Here is a 25,684-nt window from a genome sequence, read left to right on the forward strand (position 1 = left end):
CCCGTCCGCGCCCCACCCCTAGGGGTGGCCCTGCCGCTTCACCCGGCGCCCCGCGCCGTCCCCTCCTACGGTGGAGGAAGGTGGACACGTGGTCCACGACAGAAGGAGGAGCACATGAGCGACCAGTCTTTCGACCAGCACGGCACCAACCTGAGCACCCGCGACGTGGCGATGGAGGAGACCGCAGGCGTCGCCTCGGACGCCAAGGAGGGGGCACGCTCCGTGGCCCAGACGGCCGGGGCCGAGGTCCAGAACGTCGCCGGCGAGGCCCGCGACCAGATCTCGTCCCTCTACCAGCAGGTGCGGCAGGACGTCGGCTCCCAGGCGAGCGACCAGCAGCGGCGCGCGGCGGGCGGGCTGCACGGTCTGGCCGGCGAGCTGACCCAGATGGCCGACGGGGCCGAGAGCTCCAGCCTGGCCACCAGCCTGGCCCGCCAGGCGGCCGAGCGGCTGGACGGCATCGCCGGCTGGATCGAGCAGCGCGAGCCGGCCGACCTGCTCGACGAGGTCCGCCGTTACGCCCGACGCAACCCGGGGACCTTCCTGGCCGCGTGCGCGGCCATCGGGCTCGTCGGCGGGCGCCTCACCCGTGGACTGCGCGACGAGGCCTCCGCGGAGGACGCGCGCTCCCCGCTGGGAGCGCCGGTCCCCGCCTACGGCGGCACGGCGACCACGGGCACGACGACCCCGTTCGGCGGTGAGGGCTACGGCGGCCGTCCCGGTCCGGCGGCGACCACCTACACCTCCGCCGGCGCGGCGGTCGCGACCCCTGGCTACGACCAGCCCGTCGGGATGCCCGGGTCCACGGACGCCATGTACGACGACGACATCCGCGCCCTCGACGGCGAGGGGCTCGACGGCGAGCGGGGCGAGGTCTACCCCGCCACCGCCGACGCCGGCCTGCTCGACGACGGCGGTGACCGCCGGTGACCCTGCCGACCACCGGAGGAGCCTCCCGGGTCCCGGACCCGCACGTGCGCGAACCCGCGGCGCCGGGCGAGGTCCGGCCCGCCGAGCAGATCGACGGCGCCCACCGCTCGTACGACCGCGGTGAGGTCGATTCCGTCGGCGCGCTCGTCGGCGACGTCACCCGCGACCTGTCGACGCTGATGCGCCAGGAGGTGGCGCTGGCCAAGGCCGAGGCCAAGCAGTCCGCGACCCAGGCGGGCAAGGGCGCGGGCCTGCTCAGCGGCGCTGCGCTGGCCGGCTACTTCACGCTGCTGTTCCTGTCGGTCGCCCTGTGGTGGGCCCTCGGTGACGCCCTGGACAACCTGGGCTGGGCAGCCGTCGTCGTCGCTCTGATCTGGGCCGTCGTCGCTGCGGTCCTGGGCGTGATGGGTCGCAGCCAGCTGCAGAAGGTACGGGGCATGCCGTACACCGTCGACACCGCCAAGAAGGTTCCTGACGCACTCAAGGGAAACGAGGACCACCGATGAGCACCTACCCCACCGACCCCACCACCACCAGCGACGACCCCGAGGTCCTGCGGCGGCAGATCGAGCAGACCCGCTCGGACCTCAGCCGCAACGTCGACGCCCTCGGCGAGGCCGCCAGCCCCGGCAACATCGCACGCCGCCAGGCCGAGAAGGTCGGCGACTCCGTCCGCGGCGCCGGCCACTCGTTGAAGGAGAAGGTCATGGGCAGCAGCGACCCGTACGACACGGAGCCGGGCCTGACGGGCCGCACGTCCGAGGCGGCCTCCGCCGTGGGCTCGAAGGTCGGTGACGTCGCCGGCTCCGCCCGCGACGCCGTCGCCTCCACCCCCTCCGCGGTGAAGCAGCAGGCGCGCGGCAACCCGCTCGCCGCCGGGCTCGTCGCCCTCGGCGCAGGGTGGCTGCTCGGCTCCCTCCTGCCCGGGTCGGAGAAGGAGCGCGAGCTGGCCGTCGCGGCGAAGGAGCAGGTCCGCGACAGCGGCCTGGCCGAGGAGGTCAGCGCCGCGGCCAAGAACGTCGTCGAGGAGATCAAGCCCCAGGCCCAGGAGGCCATGGACAAGGTCAGGACGAGCGCGGCCGAGGGCGCCGAGCACGTCAAGGAGGACGCGGCCTCGACCGCCCCGGACGTGAAGAGCAGTGCCCAGGAGTCCAAGGACACCGTGCAGGGGTACCGCGAGCAGGGCGGCAGCCTCTGACCAGCACGTCCCCTGGCGACGCCGGGTGACCCTCACCCGAGCGGTCCGGCCCCGTCCACCTCACCGGTGGGCGGGGCCGCGCCGTCACCGCAGCCGCAGCGCGCCGGTGTCGGGAGGGACGGGTGAGGCCTCACCCGTCTCGCCGAAGGGCCGCACCCCCGCGACGAGCCGGTCGACCTCCCCGCCCGCCCGCCACGCGCTGGGGAAGTTCGCGCGTGCGGCCACCCGGCGCAGGCTGACGTCGTCGAGGGGGTCGTGGGAGGCCACGACGACCACGTTGCCGAAGCGTCTCCCGCTCGCGACCTCGCGGAGCACCATCTGCCCGACGTGCGCGAAACGCTGTCGCAGCGTCGCGCACAGCCGGGCGACCCAGCGCAGCCCCGGCTCGTCCGCGGTGTTGAGCAGCAGGAGACCGTCCGGTGCGAGGACCCGGTCCAGCTCCCGGACCCAGGCCGCGCCGGCCAGGTCGCCCGGGACCCGTCCCTCGTCGAACGCGTCGACGACCACGACGTCCGCGGACGCCGTCCGGAGGGCGGCCACGCCCTCCTGACCGGTGACGGGCCGCACCCGGATGCGGTGGCCCCTCGGCAGCGGCAGCTCGCGCCGCACGAGCTCGGTCAGCGGGGCGTCGGGCTCCAGCACGATCTGCGGCGAGCCGGGGTGCACCCGGTGCACCCACCGGGCGAGCGTCATACCCGCCCCGCCCACGTGCGTGACCGCGAGCGGTGCCGGGTCGGGGCGCAGCGCCTCCAGCACCAGGGCCAGCTGCTGGACGTACTCGAAGACCAGCAGCAGCGGGTCGTCGGGGTCGACGTAGGACTGCGGGTAGCCGTCGCGCTCGACCGTCGCGCCGCCGCGCTCGTCCCAGACGATGCCCATCCGGTATGCCGTCGCGCCCGCCCGCGGTCCGCCCGGCTCAGATGTCCCGGAAGGTCTGGATCCGGGCGCCGAGGGCGTTGAGCCGCGTGGCCAGCTCCTCGTAGCCCCGGTTGATGACGTAGACGTTGCGCAGGACCGAGGAGCCGGGGGCGGCGAGCATGGCCAGCAGGATGACCACGCCCGGGCGCAGCGCCGGTGGGCACATGATCTCGCCGGCCCGCCACTTGGTGGGACCCTCGATCATCACCCGGTGCGGGTCCATGAGGTGGACCTTGGCGCCGAGGGTGGTGAGCTCGGTGAGGTAGATGGCGCGGTTCTCGTAGACCCAGTCGTGGATGAGCGTCGAGCCCTGGGCGCAGGCCGCGATGATCGCGAAGAACGGCAGGTTGTCGATGTTGAGGCCGGGGAAGGGCAGCGGGTGGATCTTGTCCAGCGGCGCCTTGAGCGGCCCCGGGATCGTGCGCAGGTCGACGAGCCGGGTGTGCCCGTTGGCGGAGGTGTACTCCGGGCTCAGCTCGCACTGGAAGCCCATCGTGTCCAGCACCGCCAGCTCGATCTCCATGAACTCGATCGGCACCCGCTGGATGGTGATCTCGCTGCCGGTGACCACCGCGGCGGCCAGCAGGCTCATCGCCTCGATGGGGTCCTCGGAGGGGGAGTACTCGATGTCCTGGTCGATCTGCTCGACGCCGGTGACGGTGAGCGTCGTGGTGCCCAGACCCTCGATCCGCACCCCGAGCTGCTGCAGGAAGACGCACAGGTCCTGCACCATGTAGTTGGACGAGGCGTTGCGGATCACCGTGGTGCCGGGGTGGCGGGCGGCGGCCAGCAGGACGTTCTCGGTCACCGTGTCGCCCCGCTCGGTGAGCACGATGGGCCGGGTCGGCCACTGGGCCGTGTCGACGCTGACGTGGTAGGTGCCGGTCGTGGCCGTCACGTCCATACCGAAGTGGCGCAGGGCGATCATGTGCGGCTCGACGGTCCGCGTGCCGAGGTCGCACCCGCCCGCGTAGGGCAGCTCGAAGGTCTCGAACTCGTGCATGAGCGGGCCGAGGAACATGATGATCGTGCGGGTGCGGCGTGCTGCGGTCTCGTCCATCGCCCCGAGGTCGATCCGCTCCGGCGGCATGATCTCCAGGTCGGAGGAGTCCGGGAGCCAACGGATCTTGAAGCCGATGGAGGTCAGCACCTCGGTGATCCGGTTGACCTCCTCGATCCGCGCCAGGTTGCGCAGGGTCGTCCGGCCCTTGTTCAGGAGTGACGCGCACAGCAGCGCGACCGCGGCGTTCTTGGAGGTCCGCACGTCGATCTCGCCGGAGAGCTTGACCCCGCCCTCGATGCGCAGGTTCTGGGGGACGCCCGAGCTGACCTGGACGATCTCGGAGTCGAGCTTCTCCCCGATGCGGGCGATCATCTCCAGGGAGAGGTTCTGCTTGCCCTGCTCGATGCGGGCCACCGCGCTCTGGCTGGTACCGAGCAGCACGGCGAGCTCGGCCTGGGTGAGCTCCTTGTGCCGCCGGGCGTCGCGGATCAGACCACCGATGCGGGACAGGTAGCTCTCAGTCATGCGCCCCACTGTAGATCACATATATGAGATAAGAATGATGGTCGGGCGGAGACCGATCACGCCGGGCGGATCGCGGCGAGCAGCACGGGACCGACCAGCTCGCGCTGCCACGGTCGGGCGCCGAGCTCGGCCAGGGCGTCCTCGATGCTGCCGGCGGTCGGAGGAGTGGGCGGGCGCCACAGCACCCGCCTGAACGTGTCGGGGGTCATGAGGTTCTCGACGGGGACGTCGACCTCCTCGGAGAGCCGCGCGAGCGCCGCCCGCGCGACGGTGAGACGTTCGGCCGCCTCGGGGTCGCGGTCGGCCCAGGCCCGGACCGGGGGAGGGCCGTCGCCGCGCGCCGGGGGCGCGGGGAGCTCCTCCTCGGGCAGCTCGACCGCCCGACGGATCGCGGCCAGCCAGGTGCGCTGGTAGCGCAGGATGCCCTGCTCGGCCCGGCGCTGCCTGGAGTGGGAGCGCTCCGGCTTGTCCGAGGCGAGTGCCGAGGCGTGCCTGGGGAGCCGGGTCGCGAGGTCCACCAGCGTGCCGTCCGGCAGCACCCTGCCCGGCGCGACGTCCCGGTCCCGGGCGATCTGGTCGCGGGCCAGCCACAGCTCTCGCAGCGCCGCGGTGTTGCGCCGGTTGCGCAGCCGCTGGGTCCCGGTCGTGCGGCGCCAGGGCTCCGGGTCGCGGTCCCGCTGCGGGACGAACTCGCACAGCGCCGCGAACTCCTGCCGTGCCCAGCCGAGCTTGCCCTGCTCCTCGAGGTCGCGCTCCATACGGTCCCGCAGCTGCACGAGCAGCTCGACGTCGAGCGCGGCGTAGCGCAGCCAGGGCTCCGGCAACGGCCGGGTCGACCAGTCGACGGCGGAGTGCTCCTTGGCGAGGGTCACCCCGAGGTAGTACTCCAGGGAGGCCGAGAGGCCGACCCGTGGCAGGCCGGCCAGGCGGGCCCCCAGCTCGGTGTCGAACAGCTCGGCGGGGCGCAGCCCGAGCTCGTCGAGGCAGGGGATGTCCTGGCTCGCGGCGTGCAGGACCCATTCGGGACCGCTGAGCACGGCCGCGAGCGGCGCCAGGTCGGGGAGCGGAACCGGGTCGACGAGCCACGTCCCGGACCCCTCCCGCCGCACCTGGACGAGGTAGGCCTTCTGCCCGTACCGGTAGCCGGAGGCCCGTTCGGCGTCGACCGCGACCGGCCCGGTCCCCGCGGTCAGCGACCCGACTGCGCGGGCCAGGCCCTCGGGGGTGTCGACGACGTCGGGGACCCCGTCCGAGGGCTCGTCCAGGGCGTGGAAGTCGGTCTCGACGTCCGTGTCCGAGCCGGTCCGGTCCGTGTCGGCGGCGCCCTGGCGGCCGGCCGTCACCGGCGGGTACCGGAGAGGGCGACCACGCCCTCGGGCAGCGGCGGGAGGCCGGCGAGCGTGCAGAGCAGGTCACCCCAGGCGCCCAGGTGCGCGGCGAGCTCCACGTCTTCGCGCCCGGGGGTCAGGACCGGCGTCCACGAGGCGCGGATCTCGAGCTCGACGCTCGGCGGACGGTCGACGAGGGCACCGAAGCTCTCGGACGTCACGCAGGTCACGGTGCCCGCCGCGGCGGCCCAGCCGAGCTCGGCGGAGTCGAGGGCGTCGGTGAGCCAGGACCACCCGGCCTGGCCGGCGAGCGGGTCGTGACCGACCTCGGGCTCCATCTGCGCCTTGGCGTAGCTGACCACCCGCCAGGCACCCTCCCACGGCTCGGGCTCGGCAGGGTCGTGCAGGAGCACGAAGCGGCCGGTCGCGATCGCCTCGTCGTCCTCGAGGTGGGAGGGGACGACCTCCCCGGAGAGGGCGACGGCGTGCGGGGCCAGCCTGGTCGGTGCCGGGACCTCCTCGAGCAGCAGCTCGGCGCGCACGCCGACCTCGCGCAGCCCGGAGATCGCCCGGGTGAAGACGCTGCTCTCGGACGTCGCGGGACCGCCCGCGGCCCGGGGGCGCGAGCGGGTCCCTGAGATCCGGCTCACCACGTCACCACAGTAGGCCGAGCGCACCGTGCGGGCCAGCACCGCCACGCCCGGACCCCCGGGGGCGGCGCGGGCCCCGTGGGAGACTGGGCCCCGTGACCTCCCCCGTCGACAGCCCCCTCGTCCGCGCTGCCCGCCGCCAGGACGTCCCGCACACCCCGGTGTGGTTCATGCGGCAGGCCGGGCGCTCGCTGCCGGAGTACCGCGCGATCCGGCAGGACGTCGGCATGCTGGAGTCCTGCCGCACGCCGGAGCTGGTCGCCGAGATCACGCTGCAGCCGGTGCGCCGGCACGGGGTCGACGCGGCGATCCTCTTCAGCGACATCGTCGTGCCGCTGATGGCGGTGGGCCTCGACCTGGACATCGTCGCCGGCGTCGGGCCGGTGGTGGCCGAGCCCGTGCGCGCCCGCTCCGACCTCGACCGGCTCCCCGAGCTCGCCCCGGAGGCGGTCCCGGACATCGCCGAGTCGGTTCGGCTGCTCGTCGCCGAGCTGGGCGCCACCCCCCTCATCGGTTTCGCCGGCGCCCCGTTCACGCTCGCGTCATACCTCGTGGAGGGTGGGCCGTCGAAGAACCACGAGCGCACCAAGGCGCTCATGCACGGGGACCCGCAGCTCTGGGACGACCTGTGCGCGCGTCTCGCGCAGATCTCGCTGGCCTTCCTCCGCGTCCAGGCCGACCACGGTGCGAGCGCGGTCCAGCTCTTCGACTCCTGGGCGGGACACCTGTCGCGCGCCGACTACCTGCGGCACGTCGAGCCGCACAGCCGCGCGGTCCTCGCCGGGATGGCGCAGAGCCACCCCGAGGTCCCGCGGATCCACTTCGGCGTCGGCACGGGCGAGCTGCTGGCGCCGATGGCGGACGCGGGCGCCGACGTCATCGGCGTCGACTACCGCGTCAGCCTCGCGGACGCGGTGGAGCGCACCGGCGGGAGGTATGCCGTGCAGGGCAACCTCGACCCCGCGCTGCTCTTCGCCCCGTGGGAGCCGTTGGAGAGGCGCGTCCGCGAGATCGTGGAGGAGGGCCGCGCGGCACCGGGGCACATCTTCAACCTCGGGCACGGCGTGCTGCCGACCACCGACCCCGACGTGCTCACCCGGGTGGTCGAGCTGGTCCACGAGGTCTCCGTGCGCTGACGGCGGACCCGGGCCCACCCTCGCAGGTGCTCGACGGGGTGAGCGGTCGAGGGTCACCCGTCAGCGGTCACCGAGGAACCCGTCCGGGGTGACGGGGAGCGCCCTCTTGTGCCCGGTGCGGCGGTACCACCGCAGGATCGTCGCCTCGTCCTCCGCCGGGACGGGCAGGCCCTCGAGGTAGTCGTCGACGGCCTCGTAGCGCACGCCCAGCGCCACCTCGTCGGCGAGCAGCGGCTTGTCGCTCTCCAGGTCGGCCGTGGGGACCTTGTCGACCAGCACCTGCGGGGCGTCCAGGTGCCGCGCGATCTCCCGCACCCGACGCTTGGGCAGCCCGAACAGCGGCGTCAGGTCGGCGGCCCCGTCGCCGAACTTCGTGAAGAAGCCGACGACCGCCTCGGCGGCCTGGTCGGTGCCCAGCACGGCCAGGCCGCGCACCCCGGCGATCGCGAACTGCGCGACCATCCGGTGGCGCGCCTTGACGTTGCCCTTGTGGTAGTCGTCCACGTCGTCACCGACGACCATGCCGGAGGCCAGCAGCTGTTCCCACTGGGCGTCCACGCCGGGCCCGATGTCGACGGTCAGCACCTCGTCGGCACGGATGAACCCCAGGGCGCGCTGCGCGTCGGCCTCGTCCCTCTGCTCGTGGTAGGGCAGGCGCACCGCGACGAACCGGGCGTCACCGCCCGCGAGCCGCACGCGCTCGCAGGCGACCTGCGCCAGCCGCCCGGCCACCGTGCTGTCCACGCCGCCGCTGATGCCCAGGGCGTAGCCGCGCAGGCCGGACTCCTGGAGGTAGCGGACCAGGAACCCGATGCGCCGCTCGGCCTCGGCGGCCGGGTCGAAGGTCGCCGGGTCGATCACCTCGAGCGCCGTCCTGATCTCCTGCTGCTGCTGGGTGTCGGTCACGCCTGGATGCTATCCGGGGCGGTGGGCACCGACACCCCGCGCCGGCGTCGACGGCGCACCAGCACGAGGGGGACGGCGACCAGGGCGGCCACCGCGAGGAACGGCAGCAGGGCCCCCGTGGCGGTGAGGAGGACCGTGAGCGACCTCCCGAACGCCTCCCACCCGGCCCGCAGCCCGGCGAGCAGCCCGGTGTCCGGCACGGTCTCCGCCAGCGTCTGCCGGTCCTCGGCCAGGTGCAGCGTGACGGTCGACCGGCTGACGTCCTGGGCCATGACCTGCATCCGGGCCTTGAGCGCGTCGAGCTCGGCCTCGCGGTCGGCCAGCTCGCGCTCGAGGCCGGCGATCGACTCCACGCTGGTCGCCTGGCCCACCAGGTCACGGAGCCGGTCCGCCCCCGCCTCGAGGGTCGCCACCCGGGCCTCGACGTCCCGGTACTCCGCGGCGACGTCCTCCGCCTGGCTCCGGCTCGCCGTCACCTCCCCGAGCTCGCCGAGGGTGACCACCACGGCGTCGAGGCTCTCGGAGGGGACCCGCAGGACGAGCGTCGCCCAGCCCGTGCGCTCCTCGTCGCCGGGGGAGACCTCCTCGGAGGAGACCCAGCCCCCGGCCGTGGTCGCCGCGGCCCGAGCCTGGGAGGCCGCCGCCGCGACGTCCTCGACGAGCACCTCCAGCGTCACCCGGCGCACCATCATGGCCCCGTCGGCGTCCGTCGCGGCGACCGGGACGACGTCGAGGGAGGCCTCCTCGGCACCCGAGGTGCCGCCGTCCGAACCCGCGGCACCGCCGTCGTCGTCCGCGGCACCCTCGGAGAACGCCCCCACGGTCCCGGCGTCACCGGAGGCGGGCTCCGCCGCGGTGTCGGCGCCGGACCGCACGCCGACGGCCGAGCACCCGCCCAGGAGCATGAGCAGCATTCCCAGCACCACCAACAACCTCGTGGACATCGTCGTCTCCTTCTGTGCGTGCGTGGACGCCCGTGCGACGCCGCCCCCGGGCGGGCCGTTCCCGCGACCCGGTCACGGCTGCGTCACGATCCTTGGCACGGGGGCACGGGGGCACGGGGGCACGGGGGCACGGGGGCACGGGGGCACGGGGGCACGGGGGCACGGGGGCACAGGGGCACAGGTACACAGGCGCACGGGCATCGGCCCGGACGGCAGGCACGAGACGCTCCCGGTCGGGGCAGGGCACCGACCCGGGTGAGAGGGTGGCGCCATGCCGTCCTACCTGGTCCTCGGCGGCGGGATCGCCGGTCTCGCCGCGGTCGACGCCATCCTCGACCTCGACCCCGTCGCCTCCGTCACGTTGCTGGAGGCGGGGGACAGGGTGGGCGGCAAGATCAGCAAGGCGCAGGTCGCGGGCTGCACGGTGGACGTGGGCGCCGAGGCCGTGCTGGCCCGCCGCCCCGAGGCCGTCGACCTCATGCACCGCGCCGGGCTGGGGGACGAGGTGGTCCACCCCACGGGTGCCCCCGCCCAGGTGTGGTCGCGCGGACGGCTGCACAGGTTGCCGGCCCGGACCTTCATGGGTGTGCCGGCCGACCCGGAGACCCTGCGCGGTCTTCTCACCGACGAGGAGGTGCGTCGCGCCGGCGACGAGCGGGTCGGTGCCACGGACGAGGCGGACGTCTCGGTCGCCGACCTGGTGACGGGCCGCCTGGGCCGGGCCGTCACCGAGCGCCTGGTCGAGCCGCTGCTCGGGGGTGTCTACGCCGGGCACGCCGACCTGCTCTCCGCCAGGGCGGCGCTCCCGCAGCTGTTCGAGGCGGCCCGCTGCGGGGGCTCCCTGCTCGAGGCGGTCGCCCGGCTGGTGCCGTCCCCGTCGGCGGGGACTCAGTCCCGGGCCGGCACGCCGGTCTTCGCGACCGTCCGCGGCGGGTTGCACCGTCTGCCGGCGGCGCTCGCGGCCCGCCTGGAGGAGCGGGGGGCGAGGGTCCTGACCGGCACGGTCGTCCGCGAGCTGGGCCAGCTGCCCGGGGGCGGGTTCGAGGCGGTGACCGGCCCGCGGCCGGCGCCGACGGCATACCGCGCGGACAGGGTCGTGCTCGCGGTGCCCGCCGCGCCCGCCGCCCGCCTCCTCCGGGACCTCGCCCCCGTCGCGGCGCGGCTCCTGGGCACGGTGGAGAGCGCGTCGATGGCCGTGGTGACCCTGGCGTTCCCCTCTTCGGGGATGGGGGCGCTGACCGGGTCCGGGTTCCTCGTCCCCCCGGTCGACGGCCGGACCGTGAAGGCGTCGACCTTCAGCGCCTCGAAGTGGGACTGGGTCCGGGAGTCCGGTCGAGGCCGTGCCCCGGGAGGCGGTGACCTGACGCTGCTGCGCGCGTCGGTCGGACGGCACCGCGAGGAGGCGGCCCTGCAGGTGAGCGACGCCGAGCTGGTCCGCGCCTGCCTCGGCGACCTCGCGGAGGCGCTGGGCCGCGACCTCCCGGAGCCTGTGGACACCCACGTGCAGCGGTGGGGCGGGGGACTGCCGCAGTATGCCGTGGGACACCTCGACCGGGTCGCGGCGGTCCGCGAGGCGCTGGCGGGTGTGGACGGCCTGACCGCGTGCGGCGCGGCCTACGACGGCGTCGGGATCCCCGCCTGCGTGGCGTCGGCGCGCGGGGCGGTCGCGGAGCTGTTCGGTCCGGCCGGGACAATGGGGTCATGAGCGACTACACCTCCCCGACGCCGGACCAGGCCGAGCAGATCAACGCGGCGATCCGCTACGCCGCCTACTCCGTCTTCCGGTCCGCGGCCCCGCTGCCGAGGGACCGCGGCCCGCTGGCCGCCGAGGTGCGCGAGGTGCTGGCGGAGCTGGAGGGTCAGGGGCTCGTGGTCCGGGGGATGTACGACGTCTCGGGACTGCGCGCCGACGCCGACCTGATGATCTGGTGGCACGCCGCCGACGTCGAGCTCGTCCAGGCGGCCTACCAGCGGTTCCGCCGCACGGAGCTGGGCCGCCACCTGGAGCCGGTGTGGTCCAACGTCGGGCTGCACCGCCCGGCGGAGTTCAACCGGGGCCACGTCCCCGCGTTCCTCTCCGGCGAGGCACCTCGGCGCTACGTGTGCGTCTACCCGTTCGTGCGCTCCTACGAGTGGTACCTGCTGGACGCCGCCGAGCGTGGTCGCATGCTGCGCGAGCACGGTGAGGCGGCCCGTGACTTCAAGGACGTTCTCGCCAACACGATCTCCTCGTTCGCGCTCGGCGACTACGAGTGGCTGCTGGCCTTCGAGGCCGACGAGCTGCACCGCATCGTCGACCTGATGCGCGAGCTGCGGGCCGTCGACGCCCGGCGGCACGTCCGGGAGGAGATCCCGTTCTTCACCGGCCCCCTCGTCGAGGTGGAGGACCTGGTGACGCGGCTGCCGTAGCGGGGCGCGACCGCTCAGCCCAGGTCAGCCGTCCTTGGGCACCAGGGTCATCGCGATGCTGTTCATGCAGTAGCGCTGGTCGGTCGGGGTGGCGTAGCCCTCACCCTCGAAGACGTGCCCCAGGTGCGAGCCGCAGGTGCCGCAGCGCACCTCGGTGCGGGTCCGTCCCAGGGAGGCGTCCTCGATGTAGCGGACCCGGTCCTCGGCCAGCGGGGCGTAGAAGCTGGGCCAGCCGCAGTGGCTGTCGAACTTGGTCTCGGAGCGGAAGAGCTCGGCCCCGCACGCCCGGCAGGCGTAGACGCCCTCCGTCGTCGTCTCGTTGTACTCGCCGGTGAAGGGGCGCTCCGTCCCGGCCTCGCGCAGCACGTGGTACTCGGCCGGGGTGAGCTGCTCGCGCCACTCCTGCTCGGTCCGGGCGACGGGGAGGTCCGTGCCGCCCCGGGCGGCGTCGGTCGCGGGGGTGCTGTGGTGGGTGGTCATGACGACCAGCCTACGACGCGGGCCTGGTAGCGGCCGCCGGGCGAGTGCCCGGCGGCCGCCACAGGTCCATCCCCCTAGCGGGGGAGGCGGAGCTCCTCGAGCACGCCGTCCTGCACCGCCAGCGTGCCGCCGAGGACGAAGATCCGCCCCGGCTCGAGCCGGTCGAGGGCCGCCCAGGTCGGTCCCGGCACGCTCCCGGTCCGCACCAGCAGCACGGGCGAGTCGGTGGCCCCGGCCCGCGCCGCGCCCGCGAGCGCGTCGGGCCAGTCCAGACCGGTGGCGATGTAGACGTCCTGCGACGTCGCCAGCGCCCTCGAGACCTCGGCCGCGGTGGCGTACCGGTTGGCCCCGGCGACGCGTTCCACCGTGCCGTAGGAGCCCAGAGCCGTGACGACCGCGTCGGACACGGCGAGCGTCCCGCCCAGCACCACGATGCGGTCAGGCGCGAGCCGTTGCAGCTCGGCCCGGGTCGACGGCGGCACGGATCCGTGCCGCACGAGCAGCACCGGACCGTCGACGGACCCGGCCCTCGCCGCCCCGGCCAGAGCGTCGGGGAAATCGGCGCCGGTCGCCACGTAGACGACGTCGGCCGCGGGGAGGTCCCGTGCGATGAGCGCGGCCGTCTGGTACCGATCGCCACCCGCACGACGCACGACGGTGGCGTCCGGCAGCAGCGTGCGCAGGGAGCTCTCCACTCCCGCGGACACCGCGAGGGTGCCCCCGACGACGACGACCCTGTCCGGCTGCAGCCGCCGCAGCTCGGTGGCGGTGACGCCGGGCACCGAGGTCGGGCGCACCAGCAGCACGGGGCCGCCCAGGCTGCCGGCCCGGGCCGCCGCGGCGAGCGCATCGGGGAACGCCGTACCGGTGGCGACGTAGACCGTTCCGACGCCCGGGGCGAACTGCTGGCTGACCCGAGCCGCCGTGTCGTAGCGGTCCAGACCCGAGACGCGGATCACCTCCGGCGGGACCGGGCCCGGGTTCTCGCGGCAGGCCTCGTCCAGCAGCGCGAAGTCCTGCACGACCGTGCCACCCCGCGCCAGGTCCACGAGGTGGGGGTCGGGCCGGAAACCGGTCAGCAGCGCCGTCATCCGCAGGGTGCCCACCTGGGTGTTGATCCACCGGGCGTAGACGCCCTCCTGGTCGGTCATGATGAGCCAGCCGTCGCCGACACCCTCCCGCACGGGGGTGATGTCGATGCCGACGGAGTCCCCGGCGACCAGGCCGCCCTCGCAGTCCTCGAGGTATGCCGTCCCCGTCACCTTGCCCCAGGACAGCGGGGGGGTCACGTGCATGGTGACGTCCACCGGGGCCGGGGTGACCGGGACGTTGGCCACGACGCCGACGCCGGCGGTGTAGGTGCCGGGCTGGTTCACGGCTGAGCTGTCGGTGGTGACACCGACCGTGACGCTCTGGCCGGGGTCCAGGACGGCCTCGGTGGTGTCCAGGACGAGCCACTCCACGTCGGCGCCGCTCTCGGCGCACAGGTCGAGACCGGGCAGCAGCTCTGCCGAGGACACGAGGTCGAAGTCGTCCTGCCCGCCCGCCCGGAGGAAGCCGCAGGCCCCCCCGCCGCGGTAGACCGCGTGGTTGGCGTTCGGCAGGGGCGACCAGCTGTCGGCGACCGGGTCGTAGGCCCACGAGGCGTTGGTGAGCTGGCCGTCCTGGATGCCGCTGACCGCCACGAGCTGGCCGTTGGCGCTGGCTGCGGCGGGGGCGAAGAGCGTCGCCGGTGCGGGCGCCCGTGACGTCCAGGCGTCCGCGGACGGGTCGTAGGCCCACGTCGCGTCCAGCATCTGCTCGCTCGAGTCGATGCCGCCGGCGCACACGACGCCGCCGTCCAGGCCGCCGCACGAGGGGAAGGCGACCGGCACGGGGAAGGGCGTGCGGACGGACCACGAGTCGCTGGCGATGTCGTAGGCCTGGACGGTGTCGACGAGCGGGAGGCAGAAGCCCGTCGTGCACCCGCCCACCGCGAGGACCTCACCGGCCGTCACGGCGACGCCCATGGACGACACCGGCGTCGGCAGCGGCGCACCCGGTGCCCAGCTGTCGGTCTCCGGGTCGTAGATCCAGGTGTCGGACGTCGGCTCACCGGACGCCGACCAGCCGCCGGCCACGACGATGCGGCCGTCGACGGCTGCCGCGAGCGGCAGCTCGACGGGAGCGGGGAGCGCGGCGAGGGGCTGCCACTCCAACGCCGGGGCGTCGTAGCGGTAGAGGCCCGGGAAGTCGGTGAAGCTGAAGCCGCCGACGCTGTACCAGACGCCGTCGAGACTCACGACGCGGTTGCCGGTGACCGGGACGGGGAGGTCGGTCAGGTCGGTCCACGGCTCGTCGGCGGGGGCCGCCGCGGCCGCCGCCTCCCGGAGGTCCTCGCGCAGCGCGGACGAGCCCACCGACACCTCGACGGGCCTGCTGACCAGCGGCGCACCGTCAGCGGCGACAGCCTGCTGGGAGCTCATCCTGCTGCCGTCCGCGCGGAGGATCTCAAAGTCTCCGCGGCGCTCGGTGAAGGTGATCTGCGCCGTGCTGGTGCCGGTGTTGGTGACGGTGAACTCACCACCGTCCGCCTCCCCGAGCGCCACCGTCGTCGTGAGGGAGGTGGGGTCGATCTCCAGGATCGCCTGGCCGAGCACGAAGTCGGCCCGAGCCACAGCGCCCTCCAGCACCGTCACGTCCTGCTGGTCCGTGCCGTAGTTGCGGGCCGTGGCCAGGAACGGGTGACTGCCGGTGAGCTCGGAGTGCAGCCAGTAGAAGCCGTCGTCCAGCGCCGGGTCGTCCGGGGTTGCCCGGCTGGTGCCGGCGTCGGAAGGGTTGTCGACGGAGCTGACCCGGGCGTTGACGATCCCGGCGCCCTCCAGGTCGTCCTGCACGTAGCCGACGACGAGGCCGCCGCCGAGCGGCTCGCAGGTGCGGCTGCCGAGGAAGACGTCGTCGACCTGCCACAGCAGGTCGGGCTCCGGCGGCGGGTCCTGGTAGCGGAACCGGACGTGGGCCTGGGAGGCACCCGCGAGCTGGTCGGTGACGTCGAGCGTCACCTCGTCCTCGATGACGAAGGTCGTCTCCTCGTGGACGACGACCCAGGTGATGCCGCCGTCCGCGCTGACCTCGACGGCGCCGGAGGATCCGCCGAAGGTGTCGAAGAGCTGCTTGTAGACGACCGACACGGTGGTCATCGCGCTGGCGTCGAGCGGTGGCGAGACGAGGACCGTGTCTCCGGACCCCACGTCGAGCATGCTGTTCGCCTCGGCGAACCCGCCCTGACCACCCGTGAGGTTGCCGATCGCCATCGGGTCGTCGAAGCGCCAGACCAGCCCGTCGCCCTGCAGGTCCTCGACGCTCCATCCCTCGGGCAGGGCCAGGGAGTCGTAGGTCTCCGTGGTCCCGTCCAGGACCAGCGTGTACCCGGGGGCGCTGCACGTCACCGGGTCGACGAGCAGCGCGAAGTCGGCCACGGACCCGTCCGCCGCGACGACGACGACCTCGCGCGACTCCACCTGGTAGCCGGGCAGCTGGGCGGTGGCGCGGACGACGTGCGTGCCCACCGGGAGGTCCAGGGTGTAGGCACCGGTCAGGGGGTCGGTGTAGGCACCGACGGAGGACTGGCCCTGGACGCTGATCCGGGCGTAGAGCGGGTAGCCCTGGCCGGACCCGTCGGTCACGGTCCCGGACAGCATGCCGGTCGGCGCGGCCTCCAGCGCGACGTCGTGGACCACGGTGTCGTCCACGGGCACGGTGACGGTCGCCGCGTCGGGGAGGTAGCCGAACTTGCTCGTCGTGACGTCCCACTCGCCGGAGCCGAGGCGGATGCCGTAGGTGCCGTCGGCCGCAGTGGTGGTGGACCGGGTGCGCTCCGCCTGCAGGGTGACGGTGGCCCCGGCGAGCGCCTCCGCGCTGGCCGCGTCGGTGACGGTCCCCGCCACCCGGCCGGTGTCGCCGATCGGTGCGGAGTCCAGCAGCGCGATCGCGTCGAGGCGTCCCTCGCCGTAGACGTTGTTGTCGCCGGGGGAGCCGCCGCACTGCTCGTCCGGGGTGTCGACGGCGGACCCGTCGAGCAGCTCGCGGGTGAAGGTCACGTCACCGATGAGGTCGGGCGCCGCCGCCCAGAGCAGGGCGACCGCGCCACCGACGTGCGGCGCCGCCATGGAGGTGCCGCTGAAGGACTCGTACCCGCCGCCTGGGACGGAGGAGCGGACGTTCACCCCCGGCGCCGAGATGTCCGGCTTGACCGCTCCGTCCTGGCCGACGCCGCGGGAGGAGAAGGGGGCGATGGTGTTCGTGATGTCGTAGGCGCCGACGGAGTAGTTGATGATCCGGCTGCCCGGCGAACCGGACGTCTGGCACTGGGGCCCCATGTTGCCGTTGGACCACACCCCGAAGATGCCGGAGGCCGCCCAGGCCTCGGCGACGTCCTCCATGAACGGGTCGTTGGTCGGGAAACCGCTGCCCCACGAGTTGTTGATGACGTGCGGTCGCATCGAGGGGAGCGGGTTGTCGCCGGCGAGGTCCGTGGGTGCGAGCAGCCACTCGCCGGCCGCGATGAGCGCCGCGTCGGACGGGCAGCAGCCGTTGGCGGCGATCCAGCGTGCCCCCGGCGCGACGCCGATCTGGTTGGCGCCCCCGTCGTCGCCGACCATGGTGCCCATCGTGTGCGTTCCGTGGGCGTCGAGGTCGACCGGCTCGTCCGAGCCCACCCCGCCCGCGTCGAACCAGTTGTAGTCGTGGGTGAAGGTGCCGTCGCCGTTGTTGCCCCGGTACTGCTCGACGAGCGCCGGGTGCTGGTAGTCCACCCCGGTGTCGATGTTGGCGACGACGATCCCCTCCCCGGTCACCCCGTAGCCCGACCAGACGTCGTCGGCGTTGATGTCGGCCACGCCCCACTCGACGTCGTCGGCGGTGAAGGACGGCTCGCCGGGCAGCGGCTCAGGCAGGTCGTACTCCGTGGGTAGGTAGACCCCCTCGACCCCCGGGTCGAGCGCGAGCGAGCGCAGGAGGTCCTCGTCACCACCCTGGATGAGGATGGCATTGCTGATGAAGTACGGGGTGTGCTCCACACCCGACGCGCTGAGCCGCTCACGCGTCGCGGCCTGGCTCTGCTCCGCGGTGCTGCGCAGGGCGTCGTAGACGGCCTGCCCGCGCTCCTCCCACGAGTCGATCGCGCTCGGGGCGGTGAGATCAGCCCGCTCCTCGAACCTGACCAGGACCGTGGCACGCCCGCGGTCCTCGAGCTCCTGGACGACGTCGGCCTGCAGCTTCTGCTCCGGGTCAGGCCCCGGAGGCGCTGGTGCCGCCCCCGCGGCCAGGCCGCCGCCCAGGACCATCACCGCTGCCGTCAGCGACGCTACCCAGCGTCGTCTCGCAGCCCGCGGTCGTCGCGCGTCCCGGTCCTTGGCGTGCAGCGGCATGAGGAGCCCCGTCCTGCGTGTGCAGCACCGAGGCCCCTCCCCGGCCGACCACGCCTACGACAGAACCTAGTGGCGCGTCGCGGTCTGCCGGTACCCGTGGAACCACCCCCGCGCGGACAGGTCAGGGTGCGGAGCTGCGGGTCACGTACCAGCTGGCGACGGTGGAGCGACGGTGGAACCCCAGCTTGCGCAGGATCGTGCTGACGTGGCCCTCCACCGTGCGCTCGGAGAGGAAGAGCATCGCGGCGATCTGCCGGTTGGTCATCCCCTCCGCGACGAGGCCGGCGACACGGTCCTCCCGGTGCGTGAGGCGACCACCGGCGGGTTTCACCCGCGTCACCGGTGCCGCCACCGGCCGGCCCGCCGGGTCCGCGGGTTCCGCGGGTTCCGCGGGGTCCGCGGGACAGACGGCCCCCGTCAGGATCGCCCTGGCCTCCGCCTCCATCGACCGGTTGTTGGCCGCCGCCCGGACCTTCAGCCGGCGGCGGACCTCCTCGTCGAGCCCCCGCACCGTCACCGTCGCCATGGTGGCGATGCTAGCGATGCTGGCATCCACGTGGGTCTCCGGGGGGAACTTTGCCGGGCGCGGGCCGTCGACGTCGTGGATCACGGGGGCGTCGCCGACTAGGTTGACGTCCATGGCTGCGGACGCGACGACGCTCGAGGCGACCGGACCCGACGGCGAGCCGGTGGAGGTGCGCCTCACCAGCCCCGACAAGGTCGTCTGGCCGGCCACCGACCAGGGGGAGGCCATCACCAAGGCCGACCTGGCGGCATACCTGGGTGCGGTGGCGGGGCCGATGCTGAGGGCCCTGGCGGACCGTCCGGTCACCCTCCAGCGGGTGCGGGGCGGGATCGAGGGGGAGGAGTTCTACTCCAAGAACCCGCCGAAGGGCGTGCCCGCGTGGTCGCGGACGACGGAGGTGACCTATCCGTCCGGCCGCCGCCACCCGCAGCTGGTGGTCGACGACGAGGCCACGCTGCTGTGGACGGCGCAGATGGGCACGGTGACCTGGCATCCCTGGCCGGTGCGCAGCGGTGACAACGACCACCCCGACGAGCTGCGGATCGACCTTGACCCCCAGCCGGGCCGCGCCTTCGCCGACGTCGTCGAGGCGGCGCTCGGGCTGCGCGAGGTGATGCTGGAGGCCGGCCTGACCCCCTTCGCCAAGACCACCGGGAGCCGCGGGGTCCACGTGTTCGCGCCGGTCCGGCCGGAGCTGGAGTTCCTCGAGGTGCGGCACGCCGTCATCGGGCTGGCCCGCGAGCTGGAGCGCCGGATGCCCGACCTCGTGACCACGGCGTGGTGGAAGGAGGAGCGGGGCGAGCGGATCTTCGTCGACTTCAACCAGGCGACGCGCGACCGCACCCTGGCGGCGGCGTGGAGCCCGCGGATCCTGCCCGGCGCCCCCGTGTCGGTCCCGGTGACCTGGGAGGAGCTGGTGGCGGTGCGTCCGTCGGAGCTGACCGTCCACACCGTCCCCGGGTGGCTCGCCGAGCACGGGGACGCGTGGGAGGGGATGCACGACCAGCCTGGCGAGGTCGCCGGTGCCTACGCCCTCTGGCAGGCGGACCTCGAGCGCGGGCTGGGCGAGCTCAGCTTCCCGCCCGACCACCCCAAGATGCCCGGGGAGCCGCCGCGGGTGCAGCCGAGCAAGAAGGTGGCCGAGCACTGGGACGAGCAGGGCAACCGCGTCGAGCCCGAGACGCGTCCGCACCAGCAGGGTGGGGCAGACTGACGACGTGCACCTGCCGCTGCTGCCGCCCGTGAGCCCGATGCTGGCCAAGCCCGGCCGGAGCCTGCCCACCGGCTGGTGGTACGACCCGAAGTGGGACGGCTTCCGCTCGATCGTCTTCCGCCACGGTGACGAGGTGGTGCTCGGCAGCCGCAACGAGAAGCCGCTCACCCGCTACTTCCCCGAGCTCGTGGAGGCGATCCTGCGTGACCTGCCGCAGCGGTGCGTCGTCGACGGCGAGATCGTCGTGACCACTGCGGACGGGCGGCGGCTGGACTTCGAGGCCCTCCAGCAGCGGATCCACCCGGCAGACTCGCGGGTGCGCATGCTCGCCGCGCAGACCCCGGCCGCGTTCGTCGCGTTCGACCTGCTCGCGCTGGGGGACGAGGACCTCACGGGTATGCCGTTCTCCGCCCGCCGGGCGCGGCTGGAGGAGGCGCTCGGGTGGCTGAGCCCCTCGGCCGTGGGGCCGTCGGTGCACCTGTCCCCGATCACCGCCGACGAGGAGGTGGCGATGCGGTGGTTCGCCGAGTTCGAGGGCGCCGGTCTCGACGGGATCATCGCCAAGGACCCCGCCGGGGTCTACGAGCCCAACAAGCGGGTCCTCGTCAAGCTCAAGCACGAGCGGACGGCCGACTGCGTCGTGGCCGGCTACCGCCTGCACAAGAGCGGGGAGGACGCCGTGGGCTCCCTGCTGCTGGGTCTCTACGACGAGCGGGGGGTGCTGAGCAGCGTGGGGGTGGCCGCGTCGTTCACGATGGCCCGGCGCCGTGAGCTCCTCGCCGAGCTGGAGCCGCTCGTCACCACGCTCGACGGACATCCGTGGGACTGGGCGGCGCAGCTGGAGGGGGAGCGCACGCCGCAGAAGAACGCTGGGTCGCGGTGGAACGCCGGCAAGGATCTCTCGTTCGTGCCGCTGCGGCCCGAACGGGTGGCGGAGGTGCGCTACGACTACCTGGAGGGGGAGCGCTTCCGGCACATCGCTCACCTGGTGCGGTGGCGGCCGGACCGGGACCCGAAGAGCTGCACCTACGACCAGCTCGACCGGCCGACCGACCACGACCTGTCCGCGGTGCTGGGGGTGCGGTGATGACCGCGCACCCGGCGGTGCGCCGCGCCGTGGCCGTGGGCGCCGGAGTGGCCGGGGGCGCGGCGCTGGGCGGGGCGGTGTCCATGGGGACGGCCACCTACTTCGCCCACCGGATCATCACGCCGGAGCACGAGAAGAAGGACGACAGCACGGTCGTCGCGGTGGCCGCGGACGAGGGGACGGTCACCCTTCGCGCCACCCCGGACACCACCGCCCGGGGACGCTACGGGTTGTGGCTGCAGGGCGGGGCGGGGCACGCCCGGCTGGGCGACGTGCTCGGGACCGAGGGGACGGGGCGAACGGCCACCGTGACCCGCCCGGTCCTCGGTGTCGACTCGGGAGAACTGGTCCCCGGACCGGCGCGATGGAACAAGTACTTCTACTGCGGCACACCGGGTTCGGCGCTCGACCTGGATTATGAGGACGTCCTGGTCACCTCCGACGTGGGCGACCTGCCGACGTGGCGGGTGCCGCCCCCGCCGGAGGCCGACACCGGAGACTGGGCGATCCTCGTGCACGGGCGCAGCGCGATGCGGGAGGAGACCCTGCGCGCGCTGCCGGTGCTGCACCGGCTCGGGTTCACCTCGCTGGTCCCCATGTACCGCAACGACATCGGTGCCCCGCCGAGCACCGACGGACGCTACAGCCTGGGGTTGTCGGAGTGGCGGGACGTGGACGCCGCGATGCGCTTCGCCCTCGCGCACGGGGCGCGCCGGCTCGTCCTGGTGGGCTGGTCGATGGGTGGGGCGATCGTGCTGCAGGCGCTGAACCGCTCGGACGTCGCCCACCGGGTGCACCGGGTCGTGCTGGACGGCCCGGTGATCGACTGGGGGTCGGTGCTCGCCCACCAGGCCGAGCTGCACCTCATCCCCAGACCCATCGACCACCTCGCCCGCAGCCTGATGCGCAGCCGGGCCTCCCGGCACCTGCTGCGGATCGCCGAGCCGGTGGACGTGGCGGCCACCAACTGGGTCGACCGGGCCGACGAGGTCAGCCACCGGATCTTCATCATCCACTCCGCCACCGACGAGACCGTGCCCTTCGGGCCGTCCCAGGACCTGGCCCGGCGGCGGCCCGGACTGGTGCACACGTTCGTGTGGCCGAGCGCGCGGCACTGCCAGGAGTGGAACACCAACACCTCGTTGTGGGAGGACCTCGTCGCCTCCTTCCTGCGCTGACCCCGGTGGGGTGGGGCAGGCGGGGGGCGAGGCAGTGGTCCTCAGCGCAGCACCGTCCGGACGAGGACGTCCCCGCCCCAGAGGAGGAGGTGGGTCGGGGTGCCGCGCAGGTCGGCGAAGGTGAGGGACGGGGGGACGAGCAGCGGCCCCGCGCCCCCGGCGAGGACCGGCCGGACGGTCACGCACAGCTCGTCGACGACGCCCTCTGCCAGCCAGCTCGCCAGGAGCGAGGCGCCGCCCTCCACGACGACCCGCCGCCAGCCGTGGGCGAGGACGGCGTCGAGGGCCTCGCGGGCGCCGAGCGTGCGCCCGTGGCCGCTGACGAGGACCACCTCGCCGGCGTCCGGTCCGGCGGGCCCGCGCAGGGTCTCCGGCAGGACCTCCCCGCTCGAGACCACCGCCAGCGCGGTGCCCCGCAACGGCCGGTAGCCCTCCGCACGCACCGTCCCCGCACCGACGACAACGACGTCCGCCCAGGCCCGGAGGTGGTCGAAGGCCGCGTGGTCGCCGTCGGAGCCGGCGTTGAGGGTCCCGCTGCGCCCGTCGGGCCCCGTCGTGCGCCCGTCCAGGGTCGTGATGAAGCCGGCTCGCACCCAGGGGCGGGACCCGAGGTCGGGCGGTGCGGCATACCAGTCGGCGAGTTCGTCGGGGGTCAGGGGACCGGTGCCGGTGCGCGTCACCCCGGCATCATCGCTCACGGCGCGGGCGGTGACGCCCGTGACGTGCCACGATGGCGCGATGGCGAAGAAGAAGGACAAGGTCAAGGGCACCGACGACGGCGGGGGCAGGGCCGAGGGGACGGCGGCGCTGACGACGGTGGCACCGTTCACCGACGCCCTCCGGGTGGGGGAGGGTTTCGTGCTGGCGGGCGTCGACCCCCGGTCGACACCGGCCTTCGACGGCGACAAGGAGGCCGGGAAGTCGGCGCTGGCCGCGGCTGACGAGGAGCTGGACCACCTGCAGGAGCAGCTCTTCGCGATGAGCCGGGCGGGGGGCAGCAGGCGCCTGCTGCTGGTCATCCAGGGCATGGACACCTCCGGCAAGGGCGGGATCATGCGTCACGTCGTCGGGTCCGTCGACCCGCAGGGGGTGGAGCTGACCGCCTTCAAGCAGCCGACCGCGGAGGAGCGGCGCCACCCCTTCCTGTGGCGCATCAGGCGGGCGCTGCCCGGGCCGGGGATGATCGGGGTCTTCGACCGCAGCCACTACGAGGACGTCCTGGTCGTGCGGGTGCACGACCTGGTGCCGCCCGCGCAGTGGAAGCGCCGGTACGGCACGATCAACACCTTCGAGAAGGGGCTCGTCGAGGAGGACGTCACCCTGATCAAGGTGATGCTCCACATCTCCCCCGACGAACAGAAGGCGCGGCTCCAGGAGCGGCTGGACCGCCCCGACAAGCACTGGAAGTACAACCCGGGTGACCTGGACGAGCGCGCGCACTGGGACGCCTACCAGGAGGCCTACCAGGCGCTGCTCGAGCGCTGCAGCCCCGAGCACGCGCCGTGGTACGTCGTGCCCGCGGACCGGAAGTGGTACGCCCGGCTGGCCGTCCAGCAGCTGCTCCTGGAGCACCTGCGCGGTCTGGACCTGCGCTGGCCCGAGGCCGACTTCGACGTCGAGGGCGAGAAGGAGCGGCTGACCGGCCTGTGACCGCCCTCGGGCCGGTGGGTGCGCGGGGTTCGGCTCAGCCGTGCTGGAGCTCCGGCTGCGGCGTGGCCTGGAGGACGACGACGGCGCGACCGGGCATCTCGTGGGTGGATCCCGTCTCCCACGGGATCGAGTCGTCGATGTCGTCACCGCTGGTGTCGACCACGACCCGCCAGGTGGTCGTGTCGATGCCGTCCGGCACGGTGAACGGCACCGGCTCGTGGTGGCCGTTGAAGAGCAGGAGGAAGTGGTCGTCCATGACGGCTCGGCCGCGCTGGTCCTTCTCGGTGATCGCCTCCCCGTTGAGGAAGACCATCACGGCCTGCTCGTTCTGGTGCCAGCCCTGGGGCGGCATCTCCGAGGCGTCGGGGGCGTACCAGACGATGTCACCCAGGTCGCTCTGCCCGCCGTGGTCGGCGTCCCCGGCGAAGAAGCGGCGCCGGCGGAAGACACGGTGCTCGCGGCGGAGCCGGATGAGCTGGCTCGTGAAGTCGAGCAGGTCGTGCTCCTCGGGGTCGAGCTCCCAGTCCATCCAGGCCAGCTCGTTGTCCTGGCAGTAGACGTTGTTGTTGCCCAGCTGGGTGCGTCCCATCTCGTCGCCGTGGGCGAGCATGGGGACGCCCTGGCTGAGGAGCAGCGTGGCGAGGAAGTTCTTCTGCTGGCGCAGCCGGAGGGCGCTGACGCCGGGGTCGTCGGTGGGGCCCTCGACGCCGCAGTTCCAGGAGCGGTTGTGGGCCTCGCCGTCGTTGCCGCCCTCGCCGTTGGCCGCGTTGTGCTTCTCGTTGTAGGAGACGAGGTCGCGCAGCGTGAAGCCGTCGTGGGCGGTGATGAAGTTGACCGAGGCGATCGGGCGGCGACCGCTGTGCTCGTAGAGGTCGGAGGAGCCGGTCAGCCGGCTGGCGAACTCGCCCATGGTGGCCGGCTTGCCGCGCCAGAAGTCGCGCACGGTGTCGCGGTACTTGCCGTTCCACTCGGTCCACAGCGGGGGGAAGTTGCCCACCTGGTAGCCGCCGTCGCCGAGGTCCCAGGGCTCGGCGATCAGCTTGACCTGTGAGATGACCGGGTCCTGCTGCACGAGGTCGAAGAACGCCGACAGCTTGTCCACCTCGTGGAACTGCCGGGCCAGGGTGGCCGCGAGGTCGAACCGGAAGCCGTCGACGTGCATCTCGGTGACCCAGTAGCGCAGCGAGTCCATGATGAGCTGCAGGACGTGGGGGCTGCGCATGAGCAGGCTGTTGCCGGTGCCGGTGGTGTCGTAGTAGTGAGCCCGGTCCTCGTCGACGAGGCGGTAGTAGCTGGCGTTGTCGATGCCGCGGAAGGACAGCGTGGGCCCGAGGTGGTTGCCCTCTGCGGTGTGGTTGTAGACGACGTCGAGGATGACCTCGATGTCGGCCTCGTGGAGCGCCTTGACCATCGACTTGAACTCGGTGACCTGCTGCCCCCGGTGCCCGAAGGCGGAGTAGCCGTTGTGCGGGGCCAGGAAGCCGATGGTGTTGTAGCCCCAGTAGTTCGACAGTCCCTTCTCCTGCAGGTGGGGGTCGTTGACGAACTGGTGCACGGGCAGCAGCTCGACGGCGGTGACCCCGAGCCGGGTGAGGTGGTCGATGACGTCGGGGTGGGCGACGCCGGCGTAGGTGCCGCGGATCTCCGGCGGGACCCCGGGGTGGTTCATCGTCAGGCCGCGCACGTGCGTCTCGTAGATGACGGAGTCGGCGTAGGCGTGGCGCGGGGGGCGGTCGTGGCCCCAGTCGAAGAAGGGGTTCACGACGACCGAGAGCATCGTGTGCAGCGCCGAGTCGTCGGTGTTGAAGGAGTTCGGGTCGCCGAAGTCGTAGCCGAAGAGCCCCTGGTGGTTGCGGATCTGCCCGCTGATCGCCTTCGCGTAGGGGTCGAGCAGCAGCTTGTGCGGGTTGAAGCGGTGGCCCTCCTGGGGGGCGTGGGGTCCGTGCACGCGGTAGCCGTAGCGCTGACCGGGCTGGCAGTTGGGGATGTAGCCGTGCCAGACGTGCGCGTCTACCTCGGTGAGGGGGACGACGACCTCGTTGGCGCGCTCGCCGATGAGGCACAGGTCCACGGCGGTCGCGTTCTCGGAGAAGATCGCGAAGTTGACTCCGCGTCCGTCGTAGGTCGCTCCGAGGGGGTAGGCGCTTCCGGGCCAGACGTCCATGGGTCCCTTTCAGGGGGTAGGGGTGATGAGG

Annotated in this window: 21 protein-coding genes; 10 read left to right on the forward strand and 11 right to left on the reverse strand. The window is 73.4% G+C overall.

Annotated elements, in window-relative coordinates; genetic code table 11:
- Positions 1–114 precede the first annotated feature (114 nt).
- From D4B81_RS01680 to D4B81_RS01690, 3 genes are read left to right on the forward strand one after another with little or no spacing between them, the layout of a single operon-like run.
- Entirely contained in the window at positions 115–930 is an 816-nt protein-coding gene (locus D4B81_RS01680) for a hypothetical protein (protein WP_122260776.1), read from the forward strand.
- Positions 927–1,436 carry a phage holin family protein gene (locus D4B81_RS01685; protein ID WP_122260777.1) on the forward strand — a complete coding sequence of 170 codons (510 nt, stop codon included), beginning with the start codon at positions 927–929 and terminating at the stop codon, positions 1,434–1,436. The genes D4B81_RS01680 and D4B81_RS01685 overlap by 4 nt, the downstream gene beginning before the upstream one ends.
- Positions 1,433–2,128, forward strand: a complete 696-nt coding sequence (locus D4B81_RS01690) for a DUF3618 domain-containing protein (RefSeq protein WP_122260778.1) — start codon at positions 1,433–1,435, stop codon at positions 2,126–2,128. Before D4B81_RS01685 ends, D4B81_RS01690 begins: the two co-directional genes overlap by 4 nt.
- A gap of 84 nt (positions 2,129–2,212) precedes the next feature.
- Here the strand turns inward: D4B81_RS01690 and D4B81_RS01695 are convergent, their stop codons facing one another.
- Genes D4B81_RS01695 through D4B81_RS01710 form a run of 4 tightly spaced genes read right to left on the reverse strand, consistent with a single transcriptional unit; the run spans position 2,213 to position 6,600 of the window.
- Positions 2,213–3,007, reverse strand: a complete 795-nt coding sequence (locus D4B81_RS01695; protein ID WP_122260779.1) for a spermidine synthase — start codon at positions 3,005–3,007, stop codon at positions 2,213–2,215.
- Positions 3,008–3,044: 37 nt separating this feature from the next.
- A complete protein-coding gene (locus D4B81_RS01700) occupies positions 3,045–4,574 on the reverse strand; it encodes a helix-turn-helix domain-containing protein (protein ID WP_122260850.1) in 1,530 nt (509 codons plus the stop codon).
- Positions 4,575–4,630: 56 nt separating this feature from the next.
- Positions 4,631–5,917 carry a ribonuclease D gene (locus D4B81_RS01705; RefSeq protein WP_122260780.1) on the reverse strand — a complete coding sequence of 429 codons (1,287 nt, stop codon included), beginning with the start codon at positions 5,915–5,917 and terminating at the stop codon, positions 4,631–4,633.
- Positions 5,914–6,600, reverse strand: coding sequence for a DUF3000 domain-containing protein (locus D4B81_RS01710; protein WP_272914049.1), 687 nt, complete (start codon positions 6,598–6,600; stop codon positions 5,914–5,916). Before D4B81_RS01710 ends, D4B81_RS01705 begins: the two co-directional genes overlap by 4 nt.
- 47 nt (positions 6,601–6,647) lie before the next feature.
- On the opposite strand from D4B81_RS01710, the gene hemE reads away from it, so the two are divergent.
- A complete protein-coding gene (hemE, locus tag D4B81_RS01715; RefSeq protein WP_237565745.1) occupies positions 6,648–7,688 on the forward strand; it encodes a uroporphyrinogen decarboxylase in 1,041 nt (346 codons plus the stop codon).
- 60 nt (positions 7,689–7,748) lie between these two features.
- Here the strand turns inward: hemE and nadE are convergent, their stop codons facing one another.
- Both nadE and D4B81_RS01725 read right to left on the reverse strand, forming a co-directional pair.
- Complete coding sequence (nadE, locus tag D4B81_RS01720; protein WP_122260782.1) at positions 7,749–8,594, reverse strand: ammonia-dependent NAD(+) synthetase; 846 nt, start codon at positions 8,592–8,594, stop codon at positions 7,749–7,751.
- Positions 8,591–9,538, reverse strand: a complete 948-nt coding sequence (locus D4B81_RS01725) for a DUF4349 domain-containing protein (RefSeq protein ID WP_122260783.1) — start codon at positions 9,536–9,538, stop codon at positions 8,591–8,593. The genes nadE and D4B81_RS01725 overlap by 4 nt, the downstream gene beginning before the upstream one ends.
- 271 nt (positions 9,539–9,809) lie before the next feature.
- Here D4B81_RS01725 and hemG point away from each other — a divergent pair, with 271 nt between their 5' ends.
- Together hemG and hemQ are read left to right on the forward strand one after the other, a co-directional pair.
- Positions 9,810–11,243 carry a protoporphyrinogen oxidase gene (gene hemG, locus D4B81_RS01730; protein WP_122260784.1) on the forward strand — a complete coding sequence of 478 codons (1,434 nt, stop codon included), beginning with the start codon at positions 9,810–9,812 and terminating at the stop codon, positions 11,241–11,243.
- A complete protein-coding gene (gene hemQ / locus D4B81_RS01735; RefSeq protein ID WP_122260785.1) occupies positions 11,240–11,947 on the forward strand; it encodes a hydrogen peroxide-dependent heme synthase in 708 nt (235 codons plus the stop codon). The genes hemG and hemQ overlap by 4 nt, the downstream gene beginning before the upstream one ends.
- A gap of 24 nt (positions 11,948–11,971) precedes the next feature.
- On the opposite strand, the gene msrB is transcribed toward hemQ, so the two are convergent.
- The 3 genes from msrB to D4B81_RS01750 form a co-directional block, all read right to left on the reverse strand.
- Complete coding sequence (gene msrB / locus D4B81_RS01740; RefSeq protein ID WP_122260786.1) at positions 11,972–12,427, reverse strand: peptide-methionine (R)-S-oxide reductase MsrB; 456 nt, start codon at positions 12,425–12,427, stop codon at positions 11,972–11,974.
- 74 nt (positions 12,428–12,501) lie between these two features.
- On the reverse strand, positions 12,502–17,835 hold the full coding sequence (locus D4B81_RS01745; RefSeq protein ID WP_122260787.1) for a cell wall-binding repeat-containing protein: 5,334 nt from the start codon (positions 17,833–17,835) through the stop codon (positions 12,502–12,504).
- Between the two features lie 121 nt (positions 17,836–17,956).
- Entirely contained in the window at positions 17,957–18,361 is a 405-nt protein-coding gene (locus D4B81_RS01750) for a helix-turn-helix domain-containing protein (RefSeq protein ID WP_202613522.1), read from the reverse strand.
- Between the two features lie 112 nt (positions 18,362–18,473).
- Between D4B81_RS01750 and ligD the strand changes: the two genes are divergently transcribed.
- From ligD to D4B81_RS01765, 3 genes are read left to right on the forward strand one after another with little or no spacing between them, the layout of a single operon-like run.
- Entirely contained in the window at positions 18,474–19,574 is a 1,101-nt protein-coding gene (gene ligD, locus D4B81_RS01755) for a non-homologous end-joining DNA ligase (RefSeq protein ID WP_122260788.1), read from the forward strand.
- A 4-nt stretch (positions 19,575–19,578) separates the two neighbouring features.
- Complete coding sequence (locus D4B81_RS01760) at positions 19,579–20,661, forward strand: ATP-dependent DNA ligase (RefSeq protein ID WP_122260853.1); 1,083 nt, start codon at positions 19,579–19,581, stop codon at positions 20,659–20,661.
- The gene (locus tag D4B81_RS01765; protein ID WP_122260789.1) at positions 20,661–21,839 is read left to right on the forward strand and encodes an alpha/beta hydrolase; all 1,179 of its coding nucleotides are present in this window, start codon (positions 20,661–20,663) and stop codon (positions 21,837–21,839) included. Before D4B81_RS01760 ends, D4B81_RS01765 begins: the two co-directional genes overlap by 1 nt.
- 41 nt (positions 21,840–21,880) lie before the next feature.
- Here D4B81_RS01765 and D4B81_RS01770 read toward each other — a convergent pair whose 3' ends face one another.
- Positions 21,881–22,537: a dihydrofolate reductase family protein gene (locus D4B81_RS01770; protein WP_161964955.1), complete on the reverse strand. Its 657-nt coding sequence runs from the start codon at positions 22,535–22,537 to the stop codon at positions 21,881–21,883.
- Between the two features lie 40 nt (positions 22,538–22,577).
- Here D4B81_RS01770 and D4B81_RS01775 point away from each other — a divergent pair, with 40 nt between their 5' ends.
- On the forward strand, positions 22,578–23,489 hold the full coding sequence (locus D4B81_RS01775) for a polyphosphate kinase 2 family protein (RefSeq protein ID WP_122260854.1): 912 nt from the start codon (positions 22,578–22,580) through the stop codon (positions 23,487–23,489).
- Positions 23,490–23,523: 34 nt separating this feature from the next.
- On the opposite strand, the gene glgX is transcribed toward D4B81_RS01775, so the two are convergent.
- Entirely contained in the window at positions 23,524–25,653 is a 2,130-nt protein-coding gene (gene glgX / locus D4B81_RS01780) for a glycogen debranching protein GlgX (RefSeq protein WP_122260791.1), read from the reverse strand.
- Positions 25,654–25,684: the final 31 nt, after the last annotated feature.

Source organism: Ornithinimicrobium cerasi, assembly GCF_003702705.1.
Taxonomy (GTDB): Bacteria; Actinomycetota; Actinomycetes; order Actinomycetales; family Dermatophilaceae; genus Ornithinicoccus; species Ornithinicoccus cerasi.

Bases quoted from the DNA above. Each gene is read 5' to 3' on its own strand.
- D4B81_RS01680 (WP_122260776.1), top strand. From the start codon at position 115: ATGAGCGACCAGTCTTTCGACCAGCACGGCACCAACCTGAGCACCCGC.
- D4B81_RS01690 (WP_122260778.1), top strand. From the start codon at position 1,433: ATGAGCACCTACCCCACCGACCCCACCACCACCAGCGACGACCCCGAG.
- D4B81_RS01695 (WP_122260779.1), bottom strand. From the start codon at position 3,007: ATGGGCATCGTCTGGGACGAGCGCGGCGGCGCGACGGTCGAGCGCGAC.
- D4B81_RS01700 (WP_122260850.1), bottom strand. From the start codon at position 4,574: ATGACTGAGAGCTACCTGTCCCGCATCGGTGGTCTGATCCGCGACGCC.
- D4B81_RS01725 (WP_122260783.1), bottom strand. From the start codon at position 9,538: ATGTCCACGAGGTTGTTGGTGGTGCTGGGAATGCTGCTCATGCTCCTG.
- hemG (WP_122260784.1), top strand. From the start codon at position 9,810: ATGCCGTCCTACCTGGTCCTCGGCGGCGGGATCGCCGGTCTCGCCGCG.
- hemQ (WP_122260785.1), top strand. From the start codon at position 11,240: ATGAGCGACTACACCTCCCCGACGCCGGACCAGGCCGAGCAGATCAAC.
- msrB (WP_122260786.1), bottom strand. From the start codon at position 12,427: ATGACCACCCACCACAGCACCCCCGCGACCGACGCCGCCCGGGGCGGC.
- D4B81_RS01745 (WP_122260787.1), bottom strand. From the start codon at position 17,835: ATGCCGCTGCACGCCAAGGACCGGGACGCGCGACGACCGCGGGCTGCG.
- D4B81_RS01750 (WP_202613522.1), bottom strand. From the start codon at position 18,361: ATGGCGACGGTGACGGTGCGGGGGCTCGACGAGGAGGTCCGCCGCCGG.
- ligD (WP_122260788.1), top strand. From the start codon at position 18,474: ATGGCTGCGGACGCGACGACGCTCGAGGCGACCGGACCCGACGGCGAG.
- D4B81_RS01765 (WP_122260789.1), top strand. From the start codon at position 20,661: ATGACCGCGCACCCGGCGGTGCGCCGCGCCGTGGCCGTGGGCGCCGGA.
- D4B81_RS01775 (WP_122260854.1), top strand. From the start codon at position 22,578: ATGGCGAAGAAGAAGGACAAGGTCAAGGGCACCGACGACGGCGGGGGC.
- glgX (WP_122260791.1), bottom strand. From the start codon at position 25,653: ATGGACGTCTGGCCCGGAAGCGCCTACCCCCTCGGAGCGACCTACGAC.